Raw genomic sequence first — 24792 nt, 5'->3', positions numbered from 1 at the left:
CATATAAGTTTTAAGGTTAATAAGTTAAGCCGGTAGTATAATAGTGAAGCAATGTTTTTTTGAATAACAGCTATTATTTTAGTCTGCAAATGACCTTAACAGAATCTTCTCAATCCTTAGATGAATTATTAAAACCTCGCCGTTTATTCCGTCGCCTAATTGCCGTTATTGCTGATTTACGACTGGCTATCATTTTACTATTAAGCATTGCTCTATTTAGTATTAGTGGGACAGTCATAGAACAGGGAGAAAGCGTTGCTTTTTATCAACAAAATTATCCAGAAGATCCGGCTTTATTTGGCTTCCTCAGTTGGAAGTGGATTTTAATTTTAGGGCTGAATCACGTTTATAGTACCTGGTGGTTTTTATCGTTGCTGGTTCTATTTGGCAGCAGTTTAATCGCTTGTACTTTTACTCGTCAATTGCCGGCCTTGAAAGTGGCTCAACGTTGGAAGTTTTATCAAGAACCTCGTCAGTTCCAAAAATTAAGCTTAAGTACAGAATTAAAAACCGAGTCTTCGAGTTCTTTAATCGCTCAATTAGAAAAAAAAGGGTATAAAATCTATCAAGAAAATCAGGCTATATATGCCCGTAAAGGAATTATCGGCAAAATTGGCCCTATAGTTGTTCATGTGGCTATAATTGTGATTTTAGCCGGCTCAATTTGGGGAGCATTAAGCGGATTTTTAGCCCAAGAAATGGTTCCTAGTGGTGCAACCTTTGGCATTAAAAATATTATCGAAAAAGGTCTTGTCGCGGCTTCTCCCCTAACTAAAAACTGGTTGGTAAAAGTGAATCGTTTTTGGATTGATTATACTCCTGATGGAAAGGTAGATCAGTTTTATTCAGATCTTTCTGTCGTTGATAAAGAAGGTGCTGAGTTAGATCATAAAATTATTCATGTCAATAAGCCTCTACGCTACGATGGAGTGACTTTTTATCAGACAGATTGGGGAATTGCTGGGGTAGCAGTACAGATTAATAATAGCCCGGTTTTCCTATTGCCAATGGCTCAATTATCCAGTAAGGGAAGCTCCCGAATTTGGGGAACTTGGATACCGACGAAACCCGATTTAAGTGAAGGGGTTTCTCTATTAGCAAAAGACTTACAGGGAACCATGTTAGTCTATGATAAAGAGGGAAATTTAACCAGTGCCGTCCGTCCGGGTATTCCTTTAGAAATTAATGGAGTGACTTTAAAAGTTAAAGATTTAATTGGCAGTACAGGGTTACAAATTAAATCAGATCCTGGCATTCCATTTGTTTATACGGGTTTTGCTTTATTAATGCTGGGAGTGATGATGAGTTATGTCTCTCATTCCCAAATTTGGATTTTACAAGCCAACGAATGTTTGTATATTGGCGGCAAAACCAACCGAGCGCAAGTGAGTTTTGAAAGAGAATTTTTGCAGATAATTGAGGAAATTAACGAGGCTCAAACACCCACTTTATCAGTTGCCAATGAAATTAAAAATTAACCGGCGTAGATTTTTCGAAATATTAGGAGCCGCATTAGTCCCTATAGCGTTTAGTCATCGCTTAAAAGCCAAAACCTCGAAAATTCAGGAAGCTAACCCAAAAATCTATTATGTCGCTCTCACGGGGAATGATGCTAACCCCGGTAGCCAAGAAAAACCTTGGGCCACCATCACAAAAGCGGCTCAAACCTTAAAAGCTGGAGAGACAGTTTACATTAGGGGCGGCAATTATTCGCTCTATAAACCCATAGTTCCCAAAAATTCGGGTTCAGAAAACCAATGGATCACTTATGCCGCCTATCCGCAAGAAGAAGTGATAATTAATGCCGAAAAAATTTATGTAGGCCCTCCCGTAGGAAAGCCGCCTTTCCCTCATGATGAAGGAGCATTTCAAGTAGAAGATAAAAGCTATATTCGCCTTAAAAATCTTCGCCTGATTAATTCTTATAATTCAGGGTTTAGAATTAAAAATAGTCATCACATAGAGTTATATAATAATACAACCCAAAAAACTTTTGCCCCGGGAATATTTGTCTATCGAAGTCAAGACATAAAAGTGATGGGCAATACAGTTATAAAAGCTAATACCAATGAAATGAGACTGTATGGCGATTTTAAAAAAGAAGCCCCTCATGAAGGAATTAGCATTGCCTCGGGTCAAAACTTTGAAGTCGCCTACAATCATCTGTTTAATTGTGATAAAGAAGCCATTGATTGTAAGGAAAGTTCCGCTCAGGGAATTGTTCATCACAATTATGTTCATAACTGTCCCAGACAGGGAATTTATATCGATGCTTGGGGAACCGTTCTAGAAAAGATAGAAGTGTATGAAAATGTTATTCATGATTGTGAGACAGGCATAGCTATTTCTGCTGAAGGCGGCTTATTAGTTGATCAGATTCGCATTCATCACAATTTAATCTATAACAATCGAGGAACCGGCATATTTTTCTCACGATGGGGCAAAGATAATTTACGAAAAAATATTTTTATTTATAATAATACCGTTTATCATAATGGTTATGGGCGAGGAAACTGTCAGGAGCCTTACTGGTTGACGGGCGGCTTATATTTATATACAACCAATCTGGAAAATATCGTTATACAAAATAATATCTTTAGTGAAAATAAATATTTTCAAATCGGCTATAGTGGAAATTATAAACCCGAAGATTTTGAACGAAAAAACCTAAAAATTGAATACAATCTCATTCATAATTCTGAACCCGTGACTTATCCGGTTTACCTAAAGGAATGGGCAAAAGATTATGTGTTTGCTACCCAAGGCAAGAATGCTCTAGAAGCTGATCCCTTATTTGTTAATGCTAGAATTGGCAACCTATACCTAAAATCTTCATCTCCAGCTATTAAGGCCGGCCATCCTGAAAATTCTTTGCCCCCTAAAGATATTGATCAAGATTTAGGGGCTTTGCCTGCGAATAAAGCTGAAAGTTTTTGGTGGCGGCAAAACTTCCCGCCAAAATTTGATAACAGCTAAGTCCCGCATTTAAATTAGTCTTGTTCGGTGGGGGTAGGGTGACCTCCTAGCACAAGCGACTGTGCGTAGCGCGGAGCATCGTAGGGGAATGGGTGTAGGGTGTGGCCAAAGGGTTCTAATGTAAATTAACTGGATAAAAATTTATACAAAACTATACATAATCTTCTGTTCAAAAAAGAGGCTTCTTAGGTCATAATAAAATTGTGTATAGAAAAAAACCTACTTCATTCAAGTAGTAGGTTCGCAGTTTTGTTCATCAAATATACAGTTAATTACCCGAAAAATTGCAGTCAATTTACTCAGGTAAAATTACTCAATTTCTTGGGGTTGACAAGGAGGAATATCATGAAGACAAAAGAGTTTTTAGCCCGACTCAACACCGCCGCTAAAGGATGGGGAGTCTGGATTAACAGGAATAATGTCGATGAAAATCATGTAGGACAGTATGGCTTTGAAAATGACTGTTTGCCTAAAAGTTTCGTTTTTGCAGGCAGTTTAGAAGAGTTAGCTCATTTACGTCAAAAATATATTCTCAAGGCCACTAAGCCGGAAAAAAGCGATGAGGAGTTAGGTCAAGAATGGGCCCAAAATTTCTTGGAGCAGTGGAAAGTACAAACTTAACTAGCTATTGATAAAATCTAATAATCTTGTAAGAACCTCAAACCGCGACGGGAAAGCCGCCTATTCTCTATATCCCTACAGGTAGTTAGCTCGTCGCTCAAAGCTTTTTTTTGACAAAAACACGAAAAATCTAGTAGACTTTTGCCAGATGAAAACCTGTAAACCTCTTTTGTTCGGATTTACAGGTTTCTTAAACGGGCTTGGAGGAACTCGTACGGGACGGCTTGCAAGGCTTTCAGGGTAATGCTTTCGGGTTGTGAGTAATATAATTTACTAGAAATTTACTAGAAAAAATATGCAGGCTCAAAAGACTCACAAAACCCAAGACATAAGGATTCAGGCTGATAAAGGATCTTTGCGACTTCAGTTCTCCTCTCGTCTCAGCCGCAAATTTTACAATAAGCCCCAGTTTTATAAGGCTGTAGGGCGAAGTGACAGCCCTGACAATAGGAAATGGCTTGAAGGCATTTGTCAGCGCATACAGGCAGATTTAGACCATCCTGACGCGGAAAATTTATTTGACCCCACATTAGAAAAATACTTAGGGATTAAGGTTACTCCTAAAATCGTTTCTCTCTCCACTGCGATCGCTAACCCTACCCTCGGTGAACTATGGGATGATTTTTGTAGCTGGAAGCTTTCCACCAAGCAGATTTGTCAAACGACTTACCAAAATCGTTATAGGAGAACTTACTTACATTGGTTGTCGCCTTGGCTAGAATCTGAAATTAGCTCAGAAATGGTCAATAACATGATTTTTGATTTGATGAGAGCCGACAACTATCAACCCAATCTGAAAAAGCTTTTTAATGCCCTTGTTTACATGGGCGATAGGGCAGTTAGACGTGAGAAGCTTAGTAAAAATTTCTTTAACCAGACTAAAGATGTGATTGTTAAACCCCCTAAAAAATCATCTCAGTTATCCGAAGCAGAAGACTATAGAGCTTTTGCAAAAGAAGAAAGAGATGTAATTATCAGTAGTTTTAGGTCTTCGTCCAGGAGCCTTGAGCGGCAGATAGCGGATTTAGTTGAATTTTTATTTCTGACGGGCTGCCGTCTAGGAGAAGCCTTTGCCTTGAAATGGAATGATATTAAGAAAGACTGGATTGTTTTTGACGAAAGCTGGAGTACAGAATCTCGGCTACTAAAAACAACCAAGACAGATACTACTAGGATTTTTAAAACAAAAGGTTATTCTAAACTGTTATTTTTACTGGAAAAGGTTGAAGCTCAAAGTCAGACTACAGCATCAAAAGGCTTTGTGTTTACAACTCCAAAAGGCAAACATTTTGACCGGTTAATGCTTAATGAAGCTTGGAACGGCAAAAACAAAGGAAAGCGAGACGATAAAGATTTAGGCGAGACTAGATACTATCCTGGCGTTGTTACTCGGTTAGCTGATGAGGGGAAAATCTCTCAATATTTAAAGCCTTCGTCAACGCGGCATACTTTCATTACTTTGCAGGCTCAATCAGGAGTGGACCTAAAGTTGCTGGCTGACAGTTGCGGTAACTCGGTTGACGTTATATACAATCACTACCTAGGTGTTAATAAAGATGCTGTTTTATTGAACTTGTAATCGTGTTACAAGATTTTGATGTGCTACAAGATGCTTAGTTATGTAAAATTTTTTCTCATAAAAGTAGCAGTTATCTGAGAAATCAGCTTAATAAAAACTTACGTTATCAGGGACTCAGATAGTATGTGTAGAGAAGTAGATAAGGCGTAGAGAAAAATGTAGCGCATTCAAAGCTATGCTAGATAAGCTTTTGAGTGCGCTTAAAAAAACTGTAGAGGCGTAGAGCAGAGCTTTTGTACTGTTTTTTTTGAGGGGTGTTACAATTCCTCTTATTAATAAGCGGTAAATGACTTCCGATTACCAGCACTGGGTATTTTACCTTTACCTAATTTCTCGGGGCGCATGAACCATTCAGTTAATGTTATATATAATCACTACCTAAATGTTAATAAAGACGCTGTTTTATTGGGCTTGTAATCGTGTTACAAGATTTTAATGTACTACAAAATGCTTAGTTGTGTAAAGTTTTTTCTCATAAAAGTAGCAGTTATCTGAGAAATTAGCTTAATAAAAACTTACGTTATCAGGGACTCAGATAGTATGTGTAGAGAAGTAGATAAGACGTAGAGAAAAATGTAGCGCATTCAAAGCTATGCTAGATAAGCTTTTGAGTGCGCTTAAAAAAACTGTAGAGGCGTAGAGCAGAGCTTTTGTACTGTTTTTTTTGAGGGGTGTTACAATTCCTCTTATTAATAAGCGGTAAATGACTTCCGATTACCAGCACCGGATACTTTACCCTTACCTAATTTCTCAAGGCGGATGAACCACTCTCTAATCTGGGAAGGGTCATCTTTCTTGCAGCACCAGACATATTGCTTGATGTCTCGCGCCGTAACCGCTCCAACGGATTTAGAGCGCTCAATGATGAGAGCCAATTTTGGGGGTAGTTCCCCCTGAGAAGCTCCAGCGATACTATACAAGCCTCGAATCTGATTGAGGCAAATCTTGTAAAGGCTCACTGCTTTTTCGATCGTCTCAGCTTTGATTAATCGTGGCGTGGCTCCTGGGTTCGCAATAACTTCTAGAATATGAAGGTTTAGGGCCAACCGAGCGACTTGTCCTCCGGACTTACCGAAAACCGCCTCTAATCCTAAGTCATTGGTACGCATACGCTTACCTTCGAGGTCAAAATAGTAGTAATCGTCGAATAGCTGCCCGGCTTGAGGGTCCAAATGATAAAGCTCTCCAGGAAGCTTCATAATTTGTTCGTAAACTTCTACCAGCAAATTGGTTACATCCACTTTTGCTTGATTTCTAGAGGGATATTTTCGGGTTTTGGGTTGAAGGGCGTAAAGGAACCTGGCCCATTGCCCTGAACGGTCCTCACAGTTCCCCATTAACTCTAATAGGACTTCTGGTTGAATGGCTGCATTGATTGATAAGAGAGTTCTGCTGACATTTGCTCGTATTCCCTCTAGCCGCAGTTCGCAAAGCCCGCCGCCATTGTAAAAAGATAGCAAATCGGCGCGATCGCTTTTACCTGAACCTGTGCGATCAAAAGCAAAAAGCTTTGAGCCTTCATCAAAAATAGCGAGGATACCCTGCTCAGGATAGGCGTTAAACTGCTGATTAAGCCCGATGATCGTCGGGTCTGTACTGAAAATAATTCTTTCTCGGCTAGGCGGCTCTTTAAGATTTTTCAACGCTTCTTTTCGTTCATCTTTGGGGAGTTGCTTAATTGATTCGAGTTCAATTTCATAATCAAGCTGTTCATCATTAAAAGCCTCCTTCCATTCTTGGTGAATTAATGATAGGGGTTCAATCAGAATCTTGTTTACAAACGGGGATTTACCTTGACCCGTTGGGGAGATATTTAAAACAAATAATGACGGCGGCTCCTTCCAGTCTTTGGAAGGATCTACCATAAGCCGCGTTTTCACTTTATGACAGACAGAAACCCCGGATAAAAGCCCTAAAAGAACGAGCAAATGTTTAACACTAGAAGTCTTGCAGTAATGGGAAAGGGGAGGACTTAGCCAGTCCGGCAAGTAATCAGAGACGTTAATGTCTGATTTGTTAATACCCAATAGATCGGATAAGTCTTTATCCATCTCGCTTTTAAAGTCTTCTTGTTCCCGTTGGTCTTTCCTGTAATGATAGTACCTTTCTAGATTTCTGCTGTTGGGCAACTTTAGGGACTTGGCTAAAAAATCGCAAACGGTTAAAGCTTGAGATGGAGCGAAATCTAAATCAATAAGTTCATCTATTTTCGCTCGCACCTCCTCATTGATTTCGTTGTAACTAAACGCTTCTTCGGTTGGTTTTGTGTTAGGCTGTGCATGAGTATCTTTGAATTTATATAAATCCTCAAGATACATGATTTGGTCAGCGACTTTTCCAGCGTCTGGGTGTTCATCTCCTATGGTTCTAGCTAGTGAAATTAGCTCTCTGTAATAAGTTTTCGCGGTTTCTGTGTCGGCTAAACCTTGGATGATTTGATTGAACCTTTCTTTGTCTAGCATAATTTATTCCCTGTTGATCATGATGAAAAAGGGCTGACGATAAAGGTAAGTCGCCCTTTTTTAATAACTATGGATAGGACTCAGAATTCGCTCATTATTCCCTCAAAAGGGAGTTATTGATGTAGTTTTCGACTCTTGTTTGTAAGCTCTGATAGGATGAATCGTTTAAAAATATTCGTCCTATGATGAAGCAAACAAAGGTCTTCTGAGGGTGGTGATAATAATAAGCACACTCCAGCCCTTGGTAGTTTTGTGTATTGATATATGTACAGTTTAAGAGCAGTATTCTTTCTGTTGAATCAACCATTTCCCAAAATCCTCTAACTCGTCGTTTGTTAGCTGAACAATTTTATTTACCCCGTATTTTTGGGTAAGAATGTCAATTAGCTGCTGGTCGCTTAAACCTATTTGGTTGGAAAGAGCGAAGGCTTGATGGCTTAATTTGACATATCTTTTTCTTTCTTCCCAGTATTGTTGGTCAGTCAATTGAAAGTACCCTTTTAAATTTGGTTTCATCGCCTTTTGGGGCTGGACGGAGTAAGTTTTCAGGGAGACTTGAAATGAAGCAGTTTGTATAGTAAAACCATTTTTTTGAATCGTTGTCAAAAATGGTTTTATGGATTATTGCTTCCGCCCCCAAGCAAATCTTTTCTCCATCTTGGTAAACAAGTCTTACAGCGTCTCCTTTGGCGAATTTTGGAACGGGAATCATCATGGTTTCTTCGGTCATAATTCTCTCTCTTAATTTGTTGGGTTGAGAGCCTCTGAAAATTGGTTAAAAAAACTTCGGAATGGACGGGTTCCAGTTATTTTAGCTTTGTGGTTAATACTTCTCAGGAATATAAAAGACGCTCTCAGGGAACAGTTTTTGGTCATTTCCTGCTATTTTGTACCACCAAGAACCGTCCTCGAAATTTAGCCATCTTTGGCCAATTTTAACGGCGTAATGCTTTCCATTCCACTCAAGCCCTACAAGCTCATATTGGTCGAACTTTGGAGCGCGAATCTCAATTTTAGTAACTTTAATTTCACTCATTGTCGCCATCCTCTCTGGGTAAAAGGTCATATTCATAGCAAGGTTCTTTGTGGCTTGAAATGAAATATTCCCATTGACCTAAAACAACAGAGTAGCTCGTGTCCGCTATTGTACTAGGGACTTTATCGCCGTTATCTTCGACAAAATAAACTTTGTCTCTTATGTTGAATTTTGGCTTTTTGTTAATGACATAAGATTTGTCTCTTTCAAAATATTCCAAAAATTCATCAGCCAAGTCAACGGCGCGGCTCAAGAACATATGATTAAGCTGCTCAGAATTCCCGCCACAGAAAAAAGAGGCATCGGCAGAGCTTAATAGTCCTTGGAGGAATTTAGCGGCTAAATACTCGCGCTTTGATAGGTTAAAAGCGCTCTCATCAGGTGATATGTTGTTCATAATTTGAATGTTTTTTGTGAAGGTGGGACGTTTGTCCCACCGTTTTTTTTGGTTGAGTGTTAAGGCTGAACTGAGGTTTCTAAAATTGTTGTGCGGGCATAAACAATTTCTCCATCTGAGAGGTGAAAGCAGAAACCTGAACGTTTGCCGGTTGGAACGACTAGAATAACTTCTTGGATAAGTCGCGCCCTGATTTGTTTAGCATAAGATGCTTTGTCTTGTTTTAGCTTCTCTAATTGTTCCTGTAAGCCCGCTATTCGAGTATCTAGCTCGATGAACTCGAGCAATTTGTCTGTGATGCCGTCTTCCATTTCGTCTATGATTTCTTCCATGCTGGATTGTCTCCTGGGATAAGTGATATGTTGTTCATAATTTGAATGTTTTTTTGTGAAGGTGGGACGTTTGTCCCACCATTTTTTTGATTGAGTGTTAAGGCTGGACGCTCGTCCTGTAAATCTTGAAATAACTACTGCTAAATCTTTTTGAGTTAGACACCTCCTTCTGTATATGGTTGATAACAGCAGGGCGATTGAGTTTGAGAGCGCGATCGCCTTGCAGTTTTTCTGTTTCTCTATTAACCTCAAATGAGGTTATAATTATTATGACCGATAAAACAAAGAATTTGTCAAGGGGTAAAAAATATAAATCAATGCTTGATGAGTTTTTAGCTCTGTGGGATATGACTCCTGGACAATTAGCTGCTCGACTGGAGATCAACTATAGAACCCTAGGTCAGTATCGTAGGGGCGAAAGAGAATTTAGGCTCAATATGAAGCAAATTCAAAGCCTTCAAGAACTTCTTAGGCAAATTGGCAGAGATTACCTAGACTTACCCCTTGACTGGTATTTGGACAAAGACCAGGAGGAACAAACTTGGGACGAACCAGAGGAAAAAAACTAATCAAACATCAAGGGTATATTGGGGGTATGTATTTCTTACAGACCCTTTTAAAAATGCAAAAACATACCCTTGATTCAAAATAAACAATCTCTAATTACCTAATTTAAATTTTTCTAGTAGGAGTAAAAATCATGTCCAATCTAACAATTTTCACATTCGAAGAACAGCAAGTCCGTTTCGTAGGGACAGCAGACAAGCCGGAATGGATAGCTCAGGACGTTTGTGACGTTTTAGGTATTGAATTGGCTGCTAATGTTCTTCAACTTCCAGGGGTGTAGATGCTCGTGTAGTTAGTAGCTACACGAGGTAAACACACAAAAAACACATTTTATATTTTGAAAAAACAACCTCTAATTACCTAGTTTTCATTTTTTAATAGGAGCAAAATTTGTGTCTAATCTAACAATAATTTTCACATTTGAAGAACAGCAAGTCCGTTTCGTGGGAACAACAGACAATCCGGAATGGGTAGCTCAAGACGTTTGTGACGTTTTAGGTATTGAATCGGCCAGAGATGCTCTACAAGATTTTGACCCAGATGAAAAGGGTATAGCTGCTATACCTACCTCTGGTGGACTTCGATCAATGCTCACCGTAACCGAAGCGGGGCTATATCGTCTCATCTTCAGGTCAAACAAGCCCGTAGCTAAAAAATTTCAGCGCTGGATTTTCCATGAAGTAATCCCCAGTATCCGCCGCACCGGTTCTTATAGCGTCCCTGGGGCTAATACAGAAGTTGAAACTATAGGACTCGCTGAAAGAGTAGAAAGGCTTGAACTAGAGCAAGCCAAAACCAAAGAGATGTTGTCTATAATTCTCCAATCTATAACGACAGTTCATAACAAAGAGATAATCATAGACAAGCCCGATGAGAAAACGGTTGACTTAATTTTACATCAACTCGAAAAACTCAACAAATCCACTCAAGGAAAATTAGTTCCTAACCAACAAGAACTCCCACGTAAATTAGCACTTATTATTCAACTATCCAAGCGGCTAGGAGCCGTAAGGGCAAGGGATGTCAAGCAATATATCTGGAGTTGTAAGACAGATGACTCTTCCCTGATTAGAGAATGGTTTGGAGACTTAGAAAAGATGGGTAAGGGCAAAGTATCAGGCTCAGGCAACAAATTAGCATTTACCGCTTATTAAAAAACAACAAAGGCGAGGACAAACAAACATGGGGTAAATAAAATGAATCAAACTCAGAAATTAGTAAATTTCAAAATCAGCCCTGATTTATGGGAAGCTTTCAAGAAAAAAACTACTGAACAAGGCTTTAATGCCTCGTCCGCGCTGGTTGATTTCATCAAAGGTTACTTAGGGCTTGAGTCAAATAGCAGCTTAACAACAGCCCAAACCGAGGGCGATCGTATTGAGCTAAACCGTCTAGATGAATATCTTGAAAACTGTTTAGACCTACGCCTAAATGAAGCGATCGACAATTTTTTAATCAAATCAGCCGAAGAAGTAAAAGAGGAGATTAAAAACGAAATACGGTTAGATTTAGACAAAAGTGATTATATATCACGACTACAGTTAAATGAAGCGATTTCTTCCCTGATAAAAGACTTAAGCCCTCTTCTATCGCTTGTAGAACAGTGTCTAGATGAACGTAAAGACACTGGTAAAGACACCAGTAAAGACGCTAGTTCAGATGAACGTAAAGACGCTGGTAAAGACACTGGTAAAGACGTTAGTTCAGATGAACGTAAAGACACTGGTAAAGACACCAGTAAAGACGCTAGTTCAGATGAACGTAAAGACACCAGTAAAGACGTTAGTTCAGATGAACGTAAAGACACCAGTAAAGACGTTAGTTCAGATGAACGTAAAGACACCAGTAAAGACGTTAGTTCAGATGAACGTAAAGACACCAGTAAAGACGTTAGTTCAGATGAACGTAAAGATGATGATAAAGACACCAGTAAAGACGTTAGTTCAGATGAACGTAAAGACGATGATAAAGACACCAGTAAAGACGTTAGTTCAGATGAACGTAAAGACACTGGTAAAGACACCAGTAAAGACGCTAGTTCAGATGAACGTAAAGACGCTGGTAAAGACGTTAGTTCGTATGACCTCAGGGGCATCATTATCTTTTACACCGAAACTCTTGCGAGTAAACGCTTTTTGGTTGCGTACGACGAACACGCCCAGTTACTTAACCGGCATAATCCTGAGTATTTAATTTTTACTAAAACAGTTAATGGAGAAAGGCTTAAGGCTTGTGGGCTGCCAATTGAGAGCGAGCAGGTGAATCAGATAAAAGAAATTTTTCATGTTATTACCGTACCCGAGCCTTACGGCGGCAACATTCCCTTAGAACCAGGTGAGCGTAAAGACAAGAATAAAGACCTTGGTAAAGACGACCAGGACAACACCTCAGAGAACCTCTCAGAGAAGCTCTCACCAGCATTAAGCTACCTGTACGGCATTGTTGCCTATAAAGATGGCAAAATCTCGACTTTTTGGACTGGGAAAAAATTTGTAAGCGATCCTAATAAAATTCAAATCTTTAAGCGTCCGCCAACAGCCAAAAGCGTGGAAGCGGCACAAAGAAAGCTCGCCATTGACGAGACGATAGCCAGCAGCTTTTTAGACCGCATTCTAAAGCACATGGGCTACCCCCATCTATTTGACGGACAAGACACCATCAAAATCGCTAAAGCCTGGGCAGAACGCAACTTAGTCAAGGAGTAGGAATATGGAATTAAGCAAATATCAAAAACAGATCATCGATTGGCTACTAAACGGGAAGGGAAACGCCTGCTGTAACGCCGTAGCTGGAAGCGGAAAATCGACCACATTGCGATTAGCTGCCCAAGCCCTCAAGGACGCGGGAGTCAGCCCCGCCAATATTAAAATCATCGTATTCGGCAAGGCCAACTCTCAAGACCTGATCGCCAAATTTGGGCCCGCTTGGAAAAATTCTATTTGTACCCTTCACAGCGCGGGCTACAGCTTAATCAAAAAAGAGCTAGATATCCGAAATCCCAGGGACGCTAAGATTAACATTGATAAATACAGAAAAATAGCCCAAGGGCTGAACCTTGTAGCTTACAGAATTAAAAAACAAATGAGACAGGGAACTTTACGAAGAACGCGAGCGATCGCTCACGATTCCGACTTTATAGATATTGTTCATAAAGTAAGAATGACCAATCAAAAACCCACTCCAGAAATCGTTGAAGACTTATGCGCTCATTTTGAAATCACTGATATTTTTAAATTTGATGTAGTTGCTTCTGCTGTTCAAAAATGTCTGAGACAAGGAGAAGAACAAGCCATCAATAATTCGATATTTGATTTTACTGATCAGATTTGGTTACCGGTAAAATGGAATGTTGAGGATAGCCCTTGGTTTAAGCCTTATAAATTTGTCCTGGTGGATGAGTGCCAGGATTTAAACGCCGCTCAACTAAAGTTAGCGTTAATGTTAGCTGGTAGCACTGGACGGATGCTTTTTGTTGGAGACCCAAGACAAGCTATCATGGGCTTTGCGGGTGCTGACTGCGACAGTTATTATAAAATTGTCGAAGAAACTAAAGCCATTGAACTACCCTTGAGCCTGTGTTATCGTTGTCCTAAAACCCATGTAGCTTTAGTCAACAAAATATTTCCTGAAATTCCTATAGAAGCTCATCCAAATGCGAAAACAGGAACAATTTTAGAAGCTAGAGAAAATGACTTAGCGCAATACTTAGAGCCAGATGATTTAATTTTAAGCCGCAAAACCAACCCGCTAGTTGTTTTATGTATCCAGCTTCTAGCTCAAGGTATGTCGGCTAAAATCAAGGGTCGGGATATTGGAAAAATCATTAAAAATGAGCTTGAGGAAATTGCTAGAATTCCTGGCTTTGATTATCAAGAATTTAATGATTTTTTTAATATGTATACAGACGCAAAAATTGGCAGGTTGAAGGGAATGGACAATTCAGAAAAATTGATAGAAGATACCAGAGACCGGCTATCTGCACTTCACACGATTTATACCTCGCGCCCTGAAGCTAACAGTATTAATGATTTAATAATTTCTATCGACGAGCTATTCTCAGATGAGAACAGTTCAATTATTTTATCCACTTGTCACCGGGCAAAAGGGCTTGAAGCGAACAGGGTTTTCATCCTTAACCCTGGAGATATGCCCATGACTTGGGAAAACCAACTAGATTGGCAGGAAACACAAGAACATAACCTGCTCTATGTTGCTTTAACCCGCTCAAAGCAGGATTTGTTTATCATTCGTGCAGAAACCGTCAAGGACGGGGATATTTACTGGTTTAACTTCTCAGAGGATGTCTCAGAGGAACCTATCACCGTCTTCTCAGAGGATGTCTCAGAGAGTCCCTCAGAGGAACCTATCACCGTCTTCTCAGAGGATGTCTCAGAGAGTCGCTCAGAGGAACCTTTAAGATCGTCTACCCTTTCTTTCAGAAACTATATCGCAGTCAAGATCAGGAAACTCAATGAAAATACTAAACAGGAGCTTCTCGAATCTGTAAAGAAGCTACATCAAAGGATACAAGAACAATCCAGCCGCCAAGCCGGCGAAAAAACCACCAAACCAAATTAACTTATATTCCATTGAATTTAGCCTTATAGCCTAAAGTGATAAGCTCGCTGAGGAGTGTTTCTAAGTCTTGTTCTTTAATAGCCGCTTCTGCTTTGATAGTTTTGTGGATATCACTATCAATCTTAATCCAAGGGCGAAAACGTCTCATAGTATTAACCTCTAAACCCGTTTCTCTATTTTAGTATTTTAAATAATTTCTTAATACTGAGGAAAACACTTGTCATTGATGACATTGATGACAAGTAATTTTTACATTGCCTTTATAAAAGCTTTTGATTTATAAAGGGTACATTACCTCTAAGCTATCTCACACATTTTGAACAACTTTTTGTGTGAGATAATTTTTATCTTATTAAAACTATGCCACTAACACTTCAACAAATTTTTGGGACAAACGCGACGATAGCTAATGGAGAGTTGACCATTAAGCTATCAGATTTGACTAGCGCAGGATTAAACGGAACCAAGCCTTCATCAATTTTCGCATCGCTCCTAAAGCGAAATAAATCTACTTTAGGAGGAGATATAATCAACGATCCTACTGCCGGTGTAAGCGCGACTTCTTTTGAAAATAGCAGGACTTTTGTAATGCGGGGAACTGAAACTCAAATCAGTGTTCCCGTTACCTTTAACATTTACCTCGCCGCCCCGAGTGACGATTTCGATCCGGACGACATAGTAGGGAGTTAGCGCAATGACCCAGACACTTTGTAGCGGCGCGGGCATCTGGGAGGTGAAAGCCGATGTCCCGATCCCGCCAAAAATTAGATTTAATTGGAATGACGGGACGGGCTGGCAAGAAAAAGCCCCGGCGACTGATTACACGATATTTCTAAGGCCGAAAGATCAGGGCAAAGACGGAGAATATTATGATGTTTATCTCAGTTACGCCCCTAATGGGGCTGACTGCCCGAATTTGGTTTATTTCGCCTTCGTAGATAAATATATGGGCAGACTGCGCGCCCCCTTTGGAATAGGGTTTGGGCCTGAATATTATTCGAATCATAGATGTTGTGATGATTCGCGCTTTTCAGCGTTTCCAAATTACCAAAATTATTCTGTGAGGATTCTTTACTTCCATCACAAAGATGGCTCTAATTCTTTAATTTATGCAGCGACCGATATCCCTCTATCGGCTCTGGCGGCTTTTAAAATTATTGATCTTAATGGCAAGGTTTTCCCGCCTCAGATTGAATATAATCTTAAAATTTATAATTCTAAAACGCTGATATATGACCAGACAAATACAACTAATCCCCTTGTGGAGAAAATTTCCGAAAGCTGTCAATTCACGGGGGAGTATACATCTGTTTACTCAGAGGTTAACCTCAACCCCAGTGCTTTTTTAACCTCAGAAATTGTTGACGGAAAAACCGTCATTTTAAAAAAATGCGTTGGGGCTGTTCAAAATAATCAAATTTCCTCTAGTTGCTCTCAAGTCGCTGCTGTTTCTGGGAGTTGCGCCGCTCCCAAGATTAAAGCCAGTCAAGAGCCGCTATGCCCCCCTGGAACCTGTGAGTTGTTATGCGGGGGCTGCCTCTGTTGCTACAACGATTTGGGCTACTCAGTCAAGTCTTACTGTGAAGGTATTGTATAAATGAGTTCATGTGAATCTTTAGCTACTAAAGCCGAAGTAGCTGCCCTACGCGCTGAATTAAGGGGTGGGCTTGCGAGTAAGCCCAGTAATCAAGAGATTATTAACATTGTCAACAACTACACCCAACCGATGGAAGGGGTAGATTTCAGTGGGATTTTTTCAGCAATCGGGGCGCTATGGGCAGCGATAGCTCAAGCCACTGGCCAAATTGCTGACGTACGGGGAGTGGCACTTCAGGCTCTGGGAATAGCACGAGCGGCATTTGATTTAGCTGGACAAGCCTTGGATAAAGCCGGACAAGCCTTATCAAAAGCTTTAGAAGCTCTTGATAAGGCTAAAAATGCCGAAAAGAGAGCTATAGCGGCGGAACTGCTGGCTCAAGAATGCTTAAAAGTTGCTAATCGTGCTACCGAGAAGGCGAATGAAGCTATTGAGAAAGCCAACCTCAGCATCAAACAAGCTAATAAAGCTTTATATCAGGCTAATCAGGCGATGAAACAAGCCAACCTCGCTTATGCTCAAGCGATAGAGGCATATAAAAATGCTGAGGTTTGGGGCGTGCAAGGAGTCGCTAGAGCGAATGGGGCTTACCTGTATGCTCAAGAGGTAGCGAGATCGGCTAATCAGGCTTATGCTCGCGCCCTTCAAGCTCAAGCGGATGCCTCTAAAGCCCTTCAAGGGTTAAAAAATCTTAGTGGCTTAGATGTTAGTGGGCTGCAAAAACTAAAATCTTCTGTCGAAGCATTACAAGCTCAAAACCTGATAAATATTGAAAGAGCCATCCAAAATTCCCATCGAGCCGATATTGAGCGGCTAAGAACGGCTCAAACAATTGGTAATTTAGAAAATCAGGTCAGTAATTATCGAACTCTGCTCGGTCAACAGGGTTCTGTAATTAATTCTGTACAAAATAACGTGACTAGGGTCATTTCTGGTGGCGGCGGAGCGGGTATTGATTCGATTAAAAATGACCTGTCCGTCTTTAATCAAAAATTGAGTGATTATGACCAAAAACTGGGCGACTATGCTTATAACGCCCAAACCTTCAATCAAAAATTGAGTGATTATGACCGAAAACTGGGCGACTATGCTTATAACGCCCAAACCTTCAATCAAAAATTGAGTGATTATGACCGAAAACTGGGCGACTATGCTTATAACGCCCAAACCTTCAATCAAAAATTGAGTGATTATGACCGAAAACTGGGCGATTATGCTTATAACGCCCAAACTTTCAATCAAAAATTGAGTGATTATTCGTCCAACCAAACAATTGCTTCCTCTCAAACTAATAACAAGATAGGAAGCCTAGAAACTACTGTTACTAATTTGAGTAATACCCAAACTCAAACCAATAACAAGATAGGAAGTTTAGAGACTACTGTTACTAATTTGAGTAATACCCAAACTCAAACCAATAACAAGATAGGAAGTTTAGAAACTACTATTACCAATTTGAGTAATACCCAAACTCAAACTAATAACAAAGTAGCCACACTAGACACTACTGTTACTAATTTGAGTAATACCCTGACTCAAACTAATAACAAAGTAGCCATATTAGACGCTACTATTACTAATTTGAGTAATACCCAAACTCAAACTAATAACAAGGTAGCCACATTAGAATCTAGCGTTACTAATATACAAACACAAGTTAATGAAGTAGATGTGAAAGTAACTGACGAAGTTAAAAAATTAGGAACAACTATTGATGGATTAGTGCCGGTCATAGGAGGCATTGCCATCTCTACCAACCTTATTAAAAACCAGACCTCTTTACCCAAATTAGCCGAAGCGGCTGAAACAGGAGTTTGTAATGCCTCCAAGCCGGAAGGCTGCTTAGGCGCTCCATTAAAGCAGATGAAAAACGGGATTGATACGAGCGTATACAACACAGCCGGAATAGGCGGATTAGCCTTACAGAATGCCGCGATATTAAATAATACAATAGGTATTTTAAATTTACTTAATACTGTTTGGGCGTATCTTCAAACTTTTTCTAATTTTGTTACTGGAAAATTTGAAAAATTGTGGGAACACCGATTAGTTGATAGAGCGTTAGCCGCCGCTAATTTAGCTTGTACCATCCATAATGCTTTAATGTTATCAAATAACATTGCCCTCACCCTAGGCAGTGCAATTGATAACATAGGGCAATTGATAGGAATTAAGCCGCCAGAAGGAGCGGCTACAACGATTACAGGAGCGATTGGACACGCTTTTGAATCGCTGGCTAAATCGGTAATTGGGGCTGAAAATTACGCCGAATTATCTTTACAATTTGCTTTAGCAAATAGAATTTATCAAGCGGGAATCAATATATTAGATGCCGCTACTAATATGCTTTATGGAATATCCGAAGGATTAGAAACTATCGCTCAGATGGGCGGTAAAATTGGAAACGCCTGTAAAAAATCTGGCTTGTTTATCGAATCAAGCTTAGATTGGTTTAGCGAAAAGTTTGTCTTTAAAATTGGGCGTTTGGGCGGAATAATGCGATTTCTGCAAACGGGTCAGGTAATGGCTGAATCGGTAGAGCAAATCACTTCTTCAGCCTTAAATGTTGTTGAAAGTGCCAAGCAAATAACAACTGAAGTCAAGGATGTACAAAAAGATATTAAAGATTTACAAGACAAGCGAAAAGCCGACGAGAATAAAGCTAAGACTGATTCTAAACAACCCACAACTACAGATGATGATATAGTTCAACCCTCCCCTAATTAGTATGAATTTACCTCCTAACTTTGACGACTGGGAACACCATCAATCTACTCTAATGCAAATTCATAACCGTAGAGTAAGACGCGCCTACTCAGATTTAGGTGGAGAAGATTGGGTTCCCGATATAACTACTGCTAGAGGGGGTCTGCGTGTAGCGTGTACCATAAAAGACTCAGACAATGCTTTAATTTGCTTAAGCAAACAATTGCTTTTTTGGCTTGATTTGGGCTTCATTTCCGACTATATTGAACCTATTTACGGCTACCCGGTTGAAGAGGTTCAAGCTAATATCAAATTCAAACCTCAAATAACCCTACACTTTAAAGAGGATGCTAAAGATGTAGAAAAAGGCTTCAGACCGTTAAGGATGCGGGTTAGCTTTAGGCTTGTCAATGAAACTTCAAAAACTATTACTAAAGGAAAATTAATAACTATAGGGGAAAAGATTGATAATAAATTTGGAGCTAATCACGGCTATAAATTTCATAAAGGAAAAGATTTATATACTTATAAGGATGAAGAAAATGGCTATGATTTTCAGTTGTACTCGTTTGCTAAATCAGATGCAAAGGATTTAATAGGAGATGTTTTGCACTGTAACAATGATACTCCGTCGTGGAAACATTTCAAAACACATGAAGATGAAGAACCGATGCAGAATTATCCAACCGTTCCCGACACAGAGATAATTTTCGGGGAAAGGGTTAAGGAAGCCAGAAAAAGACCTGTAGGATACGTTCGCTATGAATATACTTCGGCTTTGGTTAATGGTTTAACCAACCGGCTTATCATTCACGATCGAACACATCGTTTTAATAATGTCCTGGTTCGGGACTAATTTTATAGCCGCTTGTCGTCGGTAAGGCCAAACCCTTAAGGGTTTGGGTGGCGTTGCGGGGTGTGACCTCATCAGTAAACTGGAATTATTGAACAAATTCACGAAACAAACCTAAGACTATGGCTAATACTGACCCGATAGTAGGGCATACATTTACTGTAGGAAGTCAAAAATACTTAATTGATCTCAGAGACGTTTATGACCGTGCGGGTTATACCGTTGGTTCTGCTTTTGGGATTAGTAAATTAACCGAAAATTACACACCGGGAGATAGTGACGATACTATTACAGTCGCCGAAGGGAAAGCGCGTGGATTATTGATGACGATAGCCATTAGCCACAAGGGGACAACCGGCAGATCTAAAGTTTCTAAATTAACCGTGCCCGTCGCCAAAGTTCCTACTGGCTTAGTAGCAGCAAAAGGCAAGAGCCATAATTCGCGTAAGGTTATCAGTGCCCGAATTCCCCGCCGCGTGGTTTTAGGCTAATCAATTCAAATCACATCAAATCAATTTGTACATATATTGAGGAAAAATGACTAAACCTTTTGTTGTCTGGAAACTGACCGAAGATTCTAAAGAATACTTTTTTCTGGCCCCTGAGAATCATTACAACGGAGAATTAACCGCCGCTAAAACAGGAGTTGCTTTGGCATCAGACGAAGAAAAAGTAAAATATCCAATAATTCCTGTTGCTAATTTGCTAAAAAGTCCCGTTGCCAATCGTGTAAATCTTTCTATTCGAATCGGAGCAGGAGCAACCGCAAAACGCCGAAGCTTAAAATTTGTTGTCGCAGCCAGTAAAGTTGATGACACTGAAGCAATTAAATCGGGTGCTTATACAACCGCCAGCAATGAATCTGCCACTATTTTAGGCGCTAACGAACCGCTAAGACGGCGTTACGTCTCCTAGTAACAATGGCTAAATTTGTTATTTGGAAATTGACCCAAGATAACAGGGATTATTATTTCCAAGCTCCCGAAAACCATTACAACGGATCTTTATCCCCTGGAATCACGGGAGTTACTCTGGCCACAGAGGAAGAGAAAGCCAAATACCCAATAATTCCTGTTGCTAATTTGCTAAAAAGTCCGGTTGCTAATCGAGTTAATCTTTCTATTCGTATTGGCACTGGAGCGACAGCAAAACGACGCTCTTTAAAATTTTTAATTCCCGTTTGGAAATTACCATCTGTTGAGGCTGTCAAAAGCGGTAACTATACTACTGCTGATGGACAATCAGCAACCATATTAGGTATTCACAAACCCTTAAAACGAGGATATAAATCCTGATGATCAATGAGGGGAATTGGCAAACTATAGCTCAAGGTAGTTCGCCTAATAATGTCAAGGGATGGGAGTTTACTATTCCTATTCTAGAACCTTGTGATTATGCGAAAATCAGGATTAAATTACCCGCTTTTCCTCATTGGATTAGGATGGGCTGGTTTCGTCAAATCACCTGGGGCATTGATTTTGACGTTTTAACAAAACGTCAACTTCACCAAGAATCAAGATTGATTGAATTGGTTCAAGTTGATGAATGTATCCTAGTTTTCCAAAGCATGGATTACATCAAAAATTACCAATATGAAGTAAAAGTTAGATTTTTAAACTAGGAGGAAAAATGCCTTGTAACTGCAAAAAATGCGCTGGTAATGGCGAATGTCAAAAAATCAAAGTTAACGGAGTAGAATTAATTCCCCGCACTCAAGATGCGGACGGAAATATGTTTGTTGTAACCGTTAACGGGGTTTCTGGTGTTGTTTTTAAGAAAGACTTAGAACAACAACAATAACTTGCTAATCAATAATTGACAACTATCATAAGCCCGCTAATAACGGGCTTAATTTTTAACGAGGAAAGATGCTTAAAAAAATTCGACGACGGGATGCCGGTTTTTTTATCCTGGGAAGCTCCCTAAGCTTGGCTTTTAATAGCCTTAAACCCAAAATTAAGCCTGAAAGTAAAAAGCCAGTCGTAGTTAACCAGACAACAGAATTTAACTACAAAAACTATCCTTATTTCTATCAGCTAGACAATGAAATTGATTCCTACGGAAGTTGTGCATTGACTTCTGTGGCAATATCTTTAGGACATTTTGGTAAAACTGTTTCCCCAGATAGCTTATATCTGGAATGTCAAAAAAGGGGGCTTGATAGATTTTCCCATCTAGATATTAAAAAACTCTTACATGAGTATGAGATTGAGGACAATTGGTCAACCGAGCATAAATGGGCTGATGTTTTTGAGCATTTAAAAAAAGGCTTTCCAGTTATTTTTAGTAGTCAGAATAGTTTCACGGCTTCGGGTCATGTCATTGTTTTATTGTTTTTCGAAGAACCAACTTGTTTATTTATTTGCCACGACCCCTATGGACGATTTAAAAACCCTGGTTACGACAACAGCCCAACGGCGGGTAAATTTGTTAAATACTCAGAGCAATTGATTTACACCCAAGCTGATAACGGTAATCTTTCGACTTGGGCACACTTAATCAAACCTTATGCGCCACTTAAACGGGTGATTGGGGATGAGAATTGCTCAAAGCAATTTAAAAACCGAGTGAGGCTAATAGCCAATAACATCAACTGTGACCCATCGGATTTAATGGCGATCATGAGCTTTGAGAGTGGCGGCTCATTTTCGAGCGCCGTCAAGAATCAAGCCGGCTCCGGTGCTGTTGGACTTATCCAATTCATGCCCCAAACAGCAGCCTCGCTCGGAACCTCAACCGAGGCTCTAGCAAAAATGACCGCCATCGGTCAACTCGATTGGGTAGAAAAATATTTTCTGGCTCAATTGGGGGCTGACACCAGCAGGAAATCTTTAAGCGATCTCTATATGGCTGTGCTTTGGCCGGCAGCCATAGGGAAAACCCTTAACTACGGCCTGTTCACTAGACCCGGCATAGCTTACAACCAAAATTCAGGATTAGACGTTAACCGAGACGGAATTATTTCTATCGGGGAAGCGATCGCCAAAGTTCAAGCCCGATTTGTAAATTACTAGAATTTTAATAGAGGATTAAAGATATAAATTTCTAATGATTCAACCTAATGAGGATTAAATCACTAGAAATTTACTAGAATAAATAAAAGAGAAATCCTGTAAACTCTTATTTAGTAAAGCTTACAGGATTTCTTAAGCGGGCTTGGAGGGGATCGAACCCCCGACCTTGTGGTCCGTAGCCACACGCTCTAATCCGCTAAGCTACAAGCCCTTGTATTTGTCCAACGATTAATCATCGTAACATAGATTTATTAATTTATGCAAGAGTCGATCGAAAATAAAAAACTGTCACATCTCAATGCCGCCGGAGAAGCGCAGATGGTGGACGTTTCAGGAAAAACGCCAACGCTCAGGGAAGCGATCGCCTCTGGGCAAGTGCGAATGAAAGTGGCAACCTTTGAAGCCATCGTTGGGGGGAACGCACCCAAAGGAGATGTATTAGGGACAGCCAAAATAGCGGGCATCATGGCGGCTAAACAAACCGCTCAATTAATTCCCTTGTGTCACCCTCTCCCGTTACATAAAATCGAAGTGCAAATTACCCCTGATGCTGAATTACCCGGCTATCAAATTCAGGCCACTGTAACCACAAAAGCTGAAACCGGGGTGGAGATGGAAGCGTTAACGGCTGTTTCCGTCGCCGCTTTAACCCTGTATGATATGGCTAAAGCCTTAGATAAATCCATCCAAATAGAGGCTATCCGTCTGTTAAGTAAAACGGGGGGAAAATCGGGAAACTATCGTGCTGATTAAGCTTTGGTCAAAATAAACAAACTGCCCTCGCCACCCCGTCCAATTCGTAAAGATTCATCTAAATAAGTAATCTCTAAAAAAGGAATTCGGCCAGTGGGGTTGCGAGCATCAACCACTTTAAAAGGGTTCAGTTGAGGGGTGTCAAATCCGGCAACTTGTTCAATAGCTAAAAACCGCTTTTGAAAAAAGACATTAATTCGTCGGTCCGGTAGAACAGATGAATCGGATTTAGCCACTTCAAAAGTCGCCGTAACTCGTACATATCCTGAGAGTAACCCGAGACGGTGAGTGACAAAAGCTTGGTTAAAAAAAGAATTCGTAGCTAGATCGATCACTTGATAGACTTTTCCCACCTGTAACCCATAGGGGAGTTTCGCTAAAGAACGGATTTCTCGGGCGGTGGAATATTCTAATTGCCAAGCGCCATTGAGCAGGGGCAGAGCATATAAGATCGGATATAAATTAGGATTAAGCGCTTCTAGAGCCGTCGTCAAGCCTTCAATTTCTCGGGCTAATTTTTCCTCGAGTTTGACATTGGTCAGAGGAGCATCGGTTTTTCCCAGACGTTGACTTTTAATTTGCTCAAGAGTATACAGGAGTTTTTCTTTAAGGGCGAGTCGATTGTTCAAAGGGTTTTGCTGCGGACTAAAACGATTACTTTTGCAATTATAAGGGGTTTTTCGCCCTCTTCCTGCCGAATCGTGAAAAAATTTTTCTCATTTGATAGACTGATATATGATACCTAAATCCTACAACTTACCACTATGCCTCCCCGTTGGCCTCGCAAACCTGACCGTAAAGACCCCGATTTTCGTCGTTTAGATGACCGCATGAACTTTGCGGTTCATGTTATGGTATTTCTCGCCTTTAATTCGGGTTTGTGGTTTTTCCATATAATTAAATATCCTAACTGGTCTTGGCTAGTGCAGTTTACAGGGATCTGGGCTGTAATTTTATTGCTGCATTTAATTTATATTGCAGTGATCGCTGATTATTCGGTAAAAACCAATGGCTAATACAAGAGAAATCGAAGCCTTAGCGGCTGAAATTGGAGAAAATATCTACATTGATGTAGCTAAATGGCATTTATATTTAGCTGAGGCCCATCTTCATACCCTGTTAGCCGAACGGGTATTTCCTTTGATCGAAGAAGATGAGCTTAGTTCGGATGCTGTCGTCAAAGTCCTCAATAACATTAAAGTTCCCTTGGGCGGCGGAAAAATCGAACTCCCTTTAGCAGAATTGTTACCGACGAAATGTCAAATGACGTTAGTGGACCTCCTTGAGGAGTTTCAAAAAAATCGTTAATTCCCCTTGAAAG

General features: G+C 40.1%; 30 protein-coding genes and 1 tRNA gene. 22 read left to right on the top strand and 9 right to left on the bottom strand.

All coding sequences use genetic code 11. The features are described from left to right. Nucleotides 1-89 precede the first annotated feature (89 nt). The 4 genes from CYAN7822_RS22460 (at nucleotide 90) to CYAN7822_RS22445 (ending at nucleotide 5176) form a co-directional block, all read left to right on the top strand. The gene (locus CYAN7822_RS22460) at nucleotides 90-1478 is read left to right on the top strand and encodes a cytochrome c biogenesis protein (protein WP_013324536.1); all 1389 of its coding nucleotides are present in this window, start codon (nucleotides 90-92) and stop codon (nucleotides 1476-1478) included. Then, complete coding sequence (locus CYAN7822_RS22455) at nucleotides 1462-2976, top strand: right-handed parallel beta-helix repeat-containing protein (RefSeq protein ID WP_013324535.1); 1515 nt, start codon at nucleotides 1462-1464, stop codon at nucleotides 2974-2976. The genes CYAN7822_RS22460 and CYAN7822_RS22455 overlap by 17 nt, the downstream gene beginning before the upstream one ends. A 345-nt stretch (nucleotides 2977-3321) precedes the next feature. Further along, entirely contained in the window at nucleotides 3322-3597 is a 276-nt protein-coding gene (locus CYAN7822_RS22450) for a hypothetical protein (protein ID WP_013324534.1), read from the top strand. A 295-nt stretch (nucleotides 3598-3892) separates the two neighbouring features. Further along, a complete protein-coding gene (locus CYAN7822_RS22445; RefSeq protein WP_013324533.1) occupies nucleotides 3893-5176 on the top strand; it encodes a tyrosine-type recombinase/integrase in 1284 nt (427 codons plus the stop codon). A 689-nt stretch (nucleotides 5177-5865) separates the two neighbouring features. Here the strand turns inward: CYAN7822_RS22445 and CYAN7822_RS22440 are convergent. The 6 genes from CYAN7822_RS22440 to CYAN7822_RS22415 all read right to left on the bottom strand — a co-directional run bounded on the left by CYAN7822_RS22440 (nucleotide 5866) and on the right by CYAN7822_RS22415 (nucleotide 9403). Next, nucleotides 5866-7638 (bottom strand): DUF3987 domain-containing protein, encoded by a 1773-nt coding sequence (locus tag CYAN7822_RS22440; RefSeq protein WP_013324532.1) that lies wholly within the window; start codon nucleotides 7636-7638, stop codon nucleotides 5866-5868. Between the two features lie 273 nt (nucleotides 7639-7911). After that, nucleotides 7912-8124, bottom strand: a complete 213-nt coding sequence (locus CYAN7822_RS22435) for a hypothetical protein (protein ID WP_041933352.1) — start codon at nucleotides 8122-8124, stop codon at nucleotides 7912-7914. Continuing rightward, nucleotides 8117-8368: a hypothetical protein gene (locus CYAN7822_RS22430; protein WP_013324530.1), complete on the bottom strand. Its 252-nt coding sequence runs from the start codon at nucleotides 8366-8368 to the stop codon at nucleotides 8117-8119. Before CYAN7822_RS22430 ends, CYAN7822_RS22435 begins: the two co-directional genes overlap by 8 nt. Before the next feature lie 93 nt (nucleotides 8369-8461). After that, nucleotides 8462-8674 (bottom strand): hypothetical protein, encoded by a 213-nt coding sequence (locus CYAN7822_RS22425; protein WP_013324529.1) that lies wholly within the window; start codon nucleotides 8672-8674, stop codon nucleotides 8462-8464. Beyond that, entirely contained in the window at nucleotides 8667-9071 is a 405-nt protein-coding gene (locus CYAN7822_RS22420; protein ID WP_013324528.1) for a hypothetical protein, read from the bottom strand. Before CYAN7822_RS22420 ends, CYAN7822_RS22425 begins: the two co-directional genes overlap by 8 nt. Before the next feature lie 59 nt (nucleotides 9072-9130). Continuing rightward, complete coding sequence (locus tag CYAN7822_RS22415; RefSeq protein WP_013324527.1) at nucleotides 9131-9403, bottom strand: hypothetical protein; 273 nt, start codon at nucleotides 9401-9403, stop codon at nucleotides 9131-9133. Nucleotides 9404-9672: 269 nt separating this feature from the next. Between CYAN7822_RS22415 and CYAN7822_RS22410 the strand changes: the two genes are divergently transcribed. From CYAN7822_RS22410 to CYAN7822_RS22395, 5 genes are all read left to right on the top strand, one after another. After that, on the top strand, nucleotides 9673-9972 hold the full coding sequence (locus CYAN7822_RS22410; RefSeq protein ID WP_013324526.1) for a hypothetical protein: 300 nt from the start codon (nucleotides 9673-9675) through the stop codon (nucleotides 9970-9972). Between the two features lie 131 nt (nucleotides 9973-10103). Beyond that, nucleotides 10104-10250: a BRO-N domain-containing protein gene (locus CYAN7822_RS37885; RefSeq protein WP_013324525.1), complete on the top strand. Its 147-nt coding sequence runs from the start codon at nucleotides 10104-10106 to the stop codon at nucleotides 10248-10250. Between the two features lie 112 nt (nucleotides 10251-10362). Further along, nucleotides 10363-11124: a BRO-N domain-containing protein gene (locus tag CYAN7822_RS34795; protein ID WP_013324524.1), complete on the top strand. Its 762-nt coding sequence runs from the start codon at nucleotides 10363-10365 to the stop codon at nucleotides 11122-11124. 42 nt (nucleotides 11125-11166) lie between these two features. Further along, nucleotides 11167-12675, top strand: coding sequence for a hypothetical protein (locus tag CYAN7822_RS34790; protein WP_013324523.1), 1509 nt, complete (start codon nucleotides 11167-11169; stop codon nucleotides 12673-12675). Between the two features lie 4 nt (nucleotides 12676-12679). After that, a complete protein-coding gene (locus CYAN7822_RS22395) occupies nucleotides 12680-14548 on the top strand; it encodes a UvrD-helicase domain-containing protein (protein WP_013324522.1) in 1869 nt (622 codons plus the stop codon). Between the two features lies 1 nt (nucleotide 14549). On the opposite strand, the gene CYAN7822_RS37880 is transcribed toward CYAN7822_RS22395, so the two are convergent. Then, nucleotides 14550-14696 (bottom strand): hypothetical protein, encoded by a 147-nt coding sequence (locus CYAN7822_RS37880; protein WP_013324521.1) that lies wholly within the window; start codon nucleotides 14694-14696, stop codon nucleotides 14550-14552. Nucleotides 14697-14908: 212 nt separating this feature from the next. Here CYAN7822_RS37880 and CYAN7822_RS22390 point away from each other — a divergent pair, with 212 nt between their 5' ends. The 10 genes from CYAN7822_RS22390 (at nucleotide 14909) to CYAN7822_RS34785 (ending at nucleotide 22718) form a co-directional block, all read left to right on the top strand. Next, a complete protein-coding gene (locus CYAN7822_RS22390; protein ID WP_013324520.1) occupies nucleotides 14909-15238 on the top strand; it encodes a hypothetical protein in 330 nt (109 codons plus the stop codon). 4 nt (nucleotides 15239-15242) lie between these two features. Beyond that, nucleotides 15243-16145, top strand: a complete 903-nt coding sequence (locus CYAN7822_RS22385; RefSeq protein ID WP_013324519.1) for a hypothetical protein — start codon at nucleotides 15243-15245, stop codon at nucleotides 16143-16145. Next, nucleotides 16146-18872: a hypothetical protein gene (locus CYAN7822_RS22380; protein WP_013324518.1), complete on the top strand. Its 2727-nt coding sequence runs from the start codon at nucleotides 16146-16148 to the stop codon at nucleotides 18870-18872. It abuts the gene before it with no gap. 1 nt (nucleotide 18873) lies between these two features. Continuing rightward, complete coding sequence (locus CYAN7822_RS22375) at nucleotides 18874-19707, top strand: hypothetical protein (RefSeq protein WP_013324083.1); 834 nt, start codon at nucleotides 18874-18876, stop codon at nucleotides 19705-19707. A 119-nt stretch (nucleotides 19708-19826) separates the two neighbouring features. Further along, complete coding sequence (locus tag CYAN7822_RS22370) at nucleotides 19827-20195, top strand: hypothetical protein (RefSeq protein WP_013324084.1); 369 nt, start codon at nucleotides 19827-19829, stop codon at nucleotides 20193-20195. Nucleotides 20196-20241: 46 nt separating this feature from the next. Then, nucleotides 20242-20619, top strand: coding sequence for a hypothetical protein (locus CYAN7822_RS22365; protein ID WP_013324085.1), 378 nt, complete (start codon nucleotides 20242-20244; stop codon nucleotides 20617-20619). 5 nt (nucleotides 20620-20624) lie between these two features. Beyond that, nucleotides 20625-20999 carry a hypothetical protein gene (locus tag CYAN7822_RS22360; protein WP_013324517.1) on the top strand — a complete coding sequence of 125 codons (375 nt, stop codon included), beginning with the start codon at nucleotides 20625-20627 and terminating at the stop codon, nucleotides 20997-20999. Then, complete coding sequence (locus tag CYAN7822_RS22355) at nucleotides 20999-21325, top strand: hypothetical protein (RefSeq protein ID WP_013324087.1); 327 nt, start codon at nucleotides 20999-21001, stop codon at nucleotides 21323-21325. Before CYAN7822_RS22360 ends, CYAN7822_RS22355 begins: the two co-directional genes overlap by 1 nt. An 8-nt stretch (nucleotides 21326-21333) precedes the next feature. Further along, nucleotides 21334-21504, top strand: coding sequence for a hypothetical protein (locus CYAN7822_RS37875; protein ID WP_013324088.1), 171 nt, complete (start codon nucleotides 21334-21336; stop codon nucleotides 21502-21504). A gap of 68 nt (nucleotides 21505-21572) precedes the next feature. Next, the gene (locus CYAN7822_RS34785; protein ID WP_013324516.1) at nucleotides 21573-22718 is read left to right on the top strand and encodes a C39 family peptidase; all 1146 of its coding nucleotides are present in this window, start codon (nucleotides 21573-21575) and stop codon (nucleotides 22716-22718) included. A gap of 137 nt (nucleotides 22719-22855) precedes the next feature. On the opposite strand, the gene CYAN7822_RS22345 is transcribed toward CYAN7822_RS34785, so the two are convergent. Further along, a tRNA-Arg gene (locus tag CYAN7822_RS22345) sits at nucleotides 22856-22929 on the bottom strand. Between the two features lie 47 nt (nucleotides 22930-22976). Here CYAN7822_RS22345 and moaC point away from each other — a divergent pair. Continuing rightward, entirely contained in the window at nucleotides 22977-23471 is a 495-nt protein-coding gene (gene moaC / locus CYAN7822_RS22340) for a cyclic pyranopterin monophosphate synthase MoaC (protein ID WP_013324515.1), read from the top strand. Here the strand turns inward: moaC and CYAN7822_RS22335 are convergent. Continuing rightward, a complete protein-coding gene (locus tag CYAN7822_RS22335; RefSeq protein ID WP_013324514.1) occupies nucleotides 23468-24100 on the bottom strand; it encodes a PAP/fibrillin family protein in 633 nt (210 codons plus the stop codon). The two genes, moaC and CYAN7822_RS22335, sit on opposite strands and share 4 nt — an antisense overlap. 135 nt (nucleotides 24101-24235) lie before the next feature. On the opposite strand from CYAN7822_RS22335, the gene CYAN7822_RS22330 reads away from it, so the two are divergent. Then, nucleotides 24236-24487: a 2TM domain-containing protein gene (locus tag CYAN7822_RS22330; protein WP_013324513.1), complete on the top strand. Its 252-nt coding sequence runs from the start codon at nucleotides 24236-24238 to the stop codon at nucleotides 24485-24487. Then, entirely contained in the window at nucleotides 24480-24779 is a 300-nt protein-coding gene (locus tag CYAN7822_RS22325) for a DUF3181 family protein (protein WP_013324512.1), read from the top strand. Before CYAN7822_RS22330 ends, CYAN7822_RS22325 begins: the two co-directional genes overlap by 8 nt. The last annotated feature ends 13 nt before the right edge of the window (nucleotides 24780-24792 follow it).

This window comes from Gloeothece verrucosa PCC 7822 (assembly GCF_000147335.1).
In the GTDB taxonomy this organism is placed as follows: domain Bacteria; phylum Cyanobacteriota; class Cyanobacteriia; order Cyanobacteriales; family Microcystaceae; genus Gloeothece; species Gloeothece verrucosa.
This window is presented reverse-complemented; position numbering and strand designations above follow the sequence as displayed.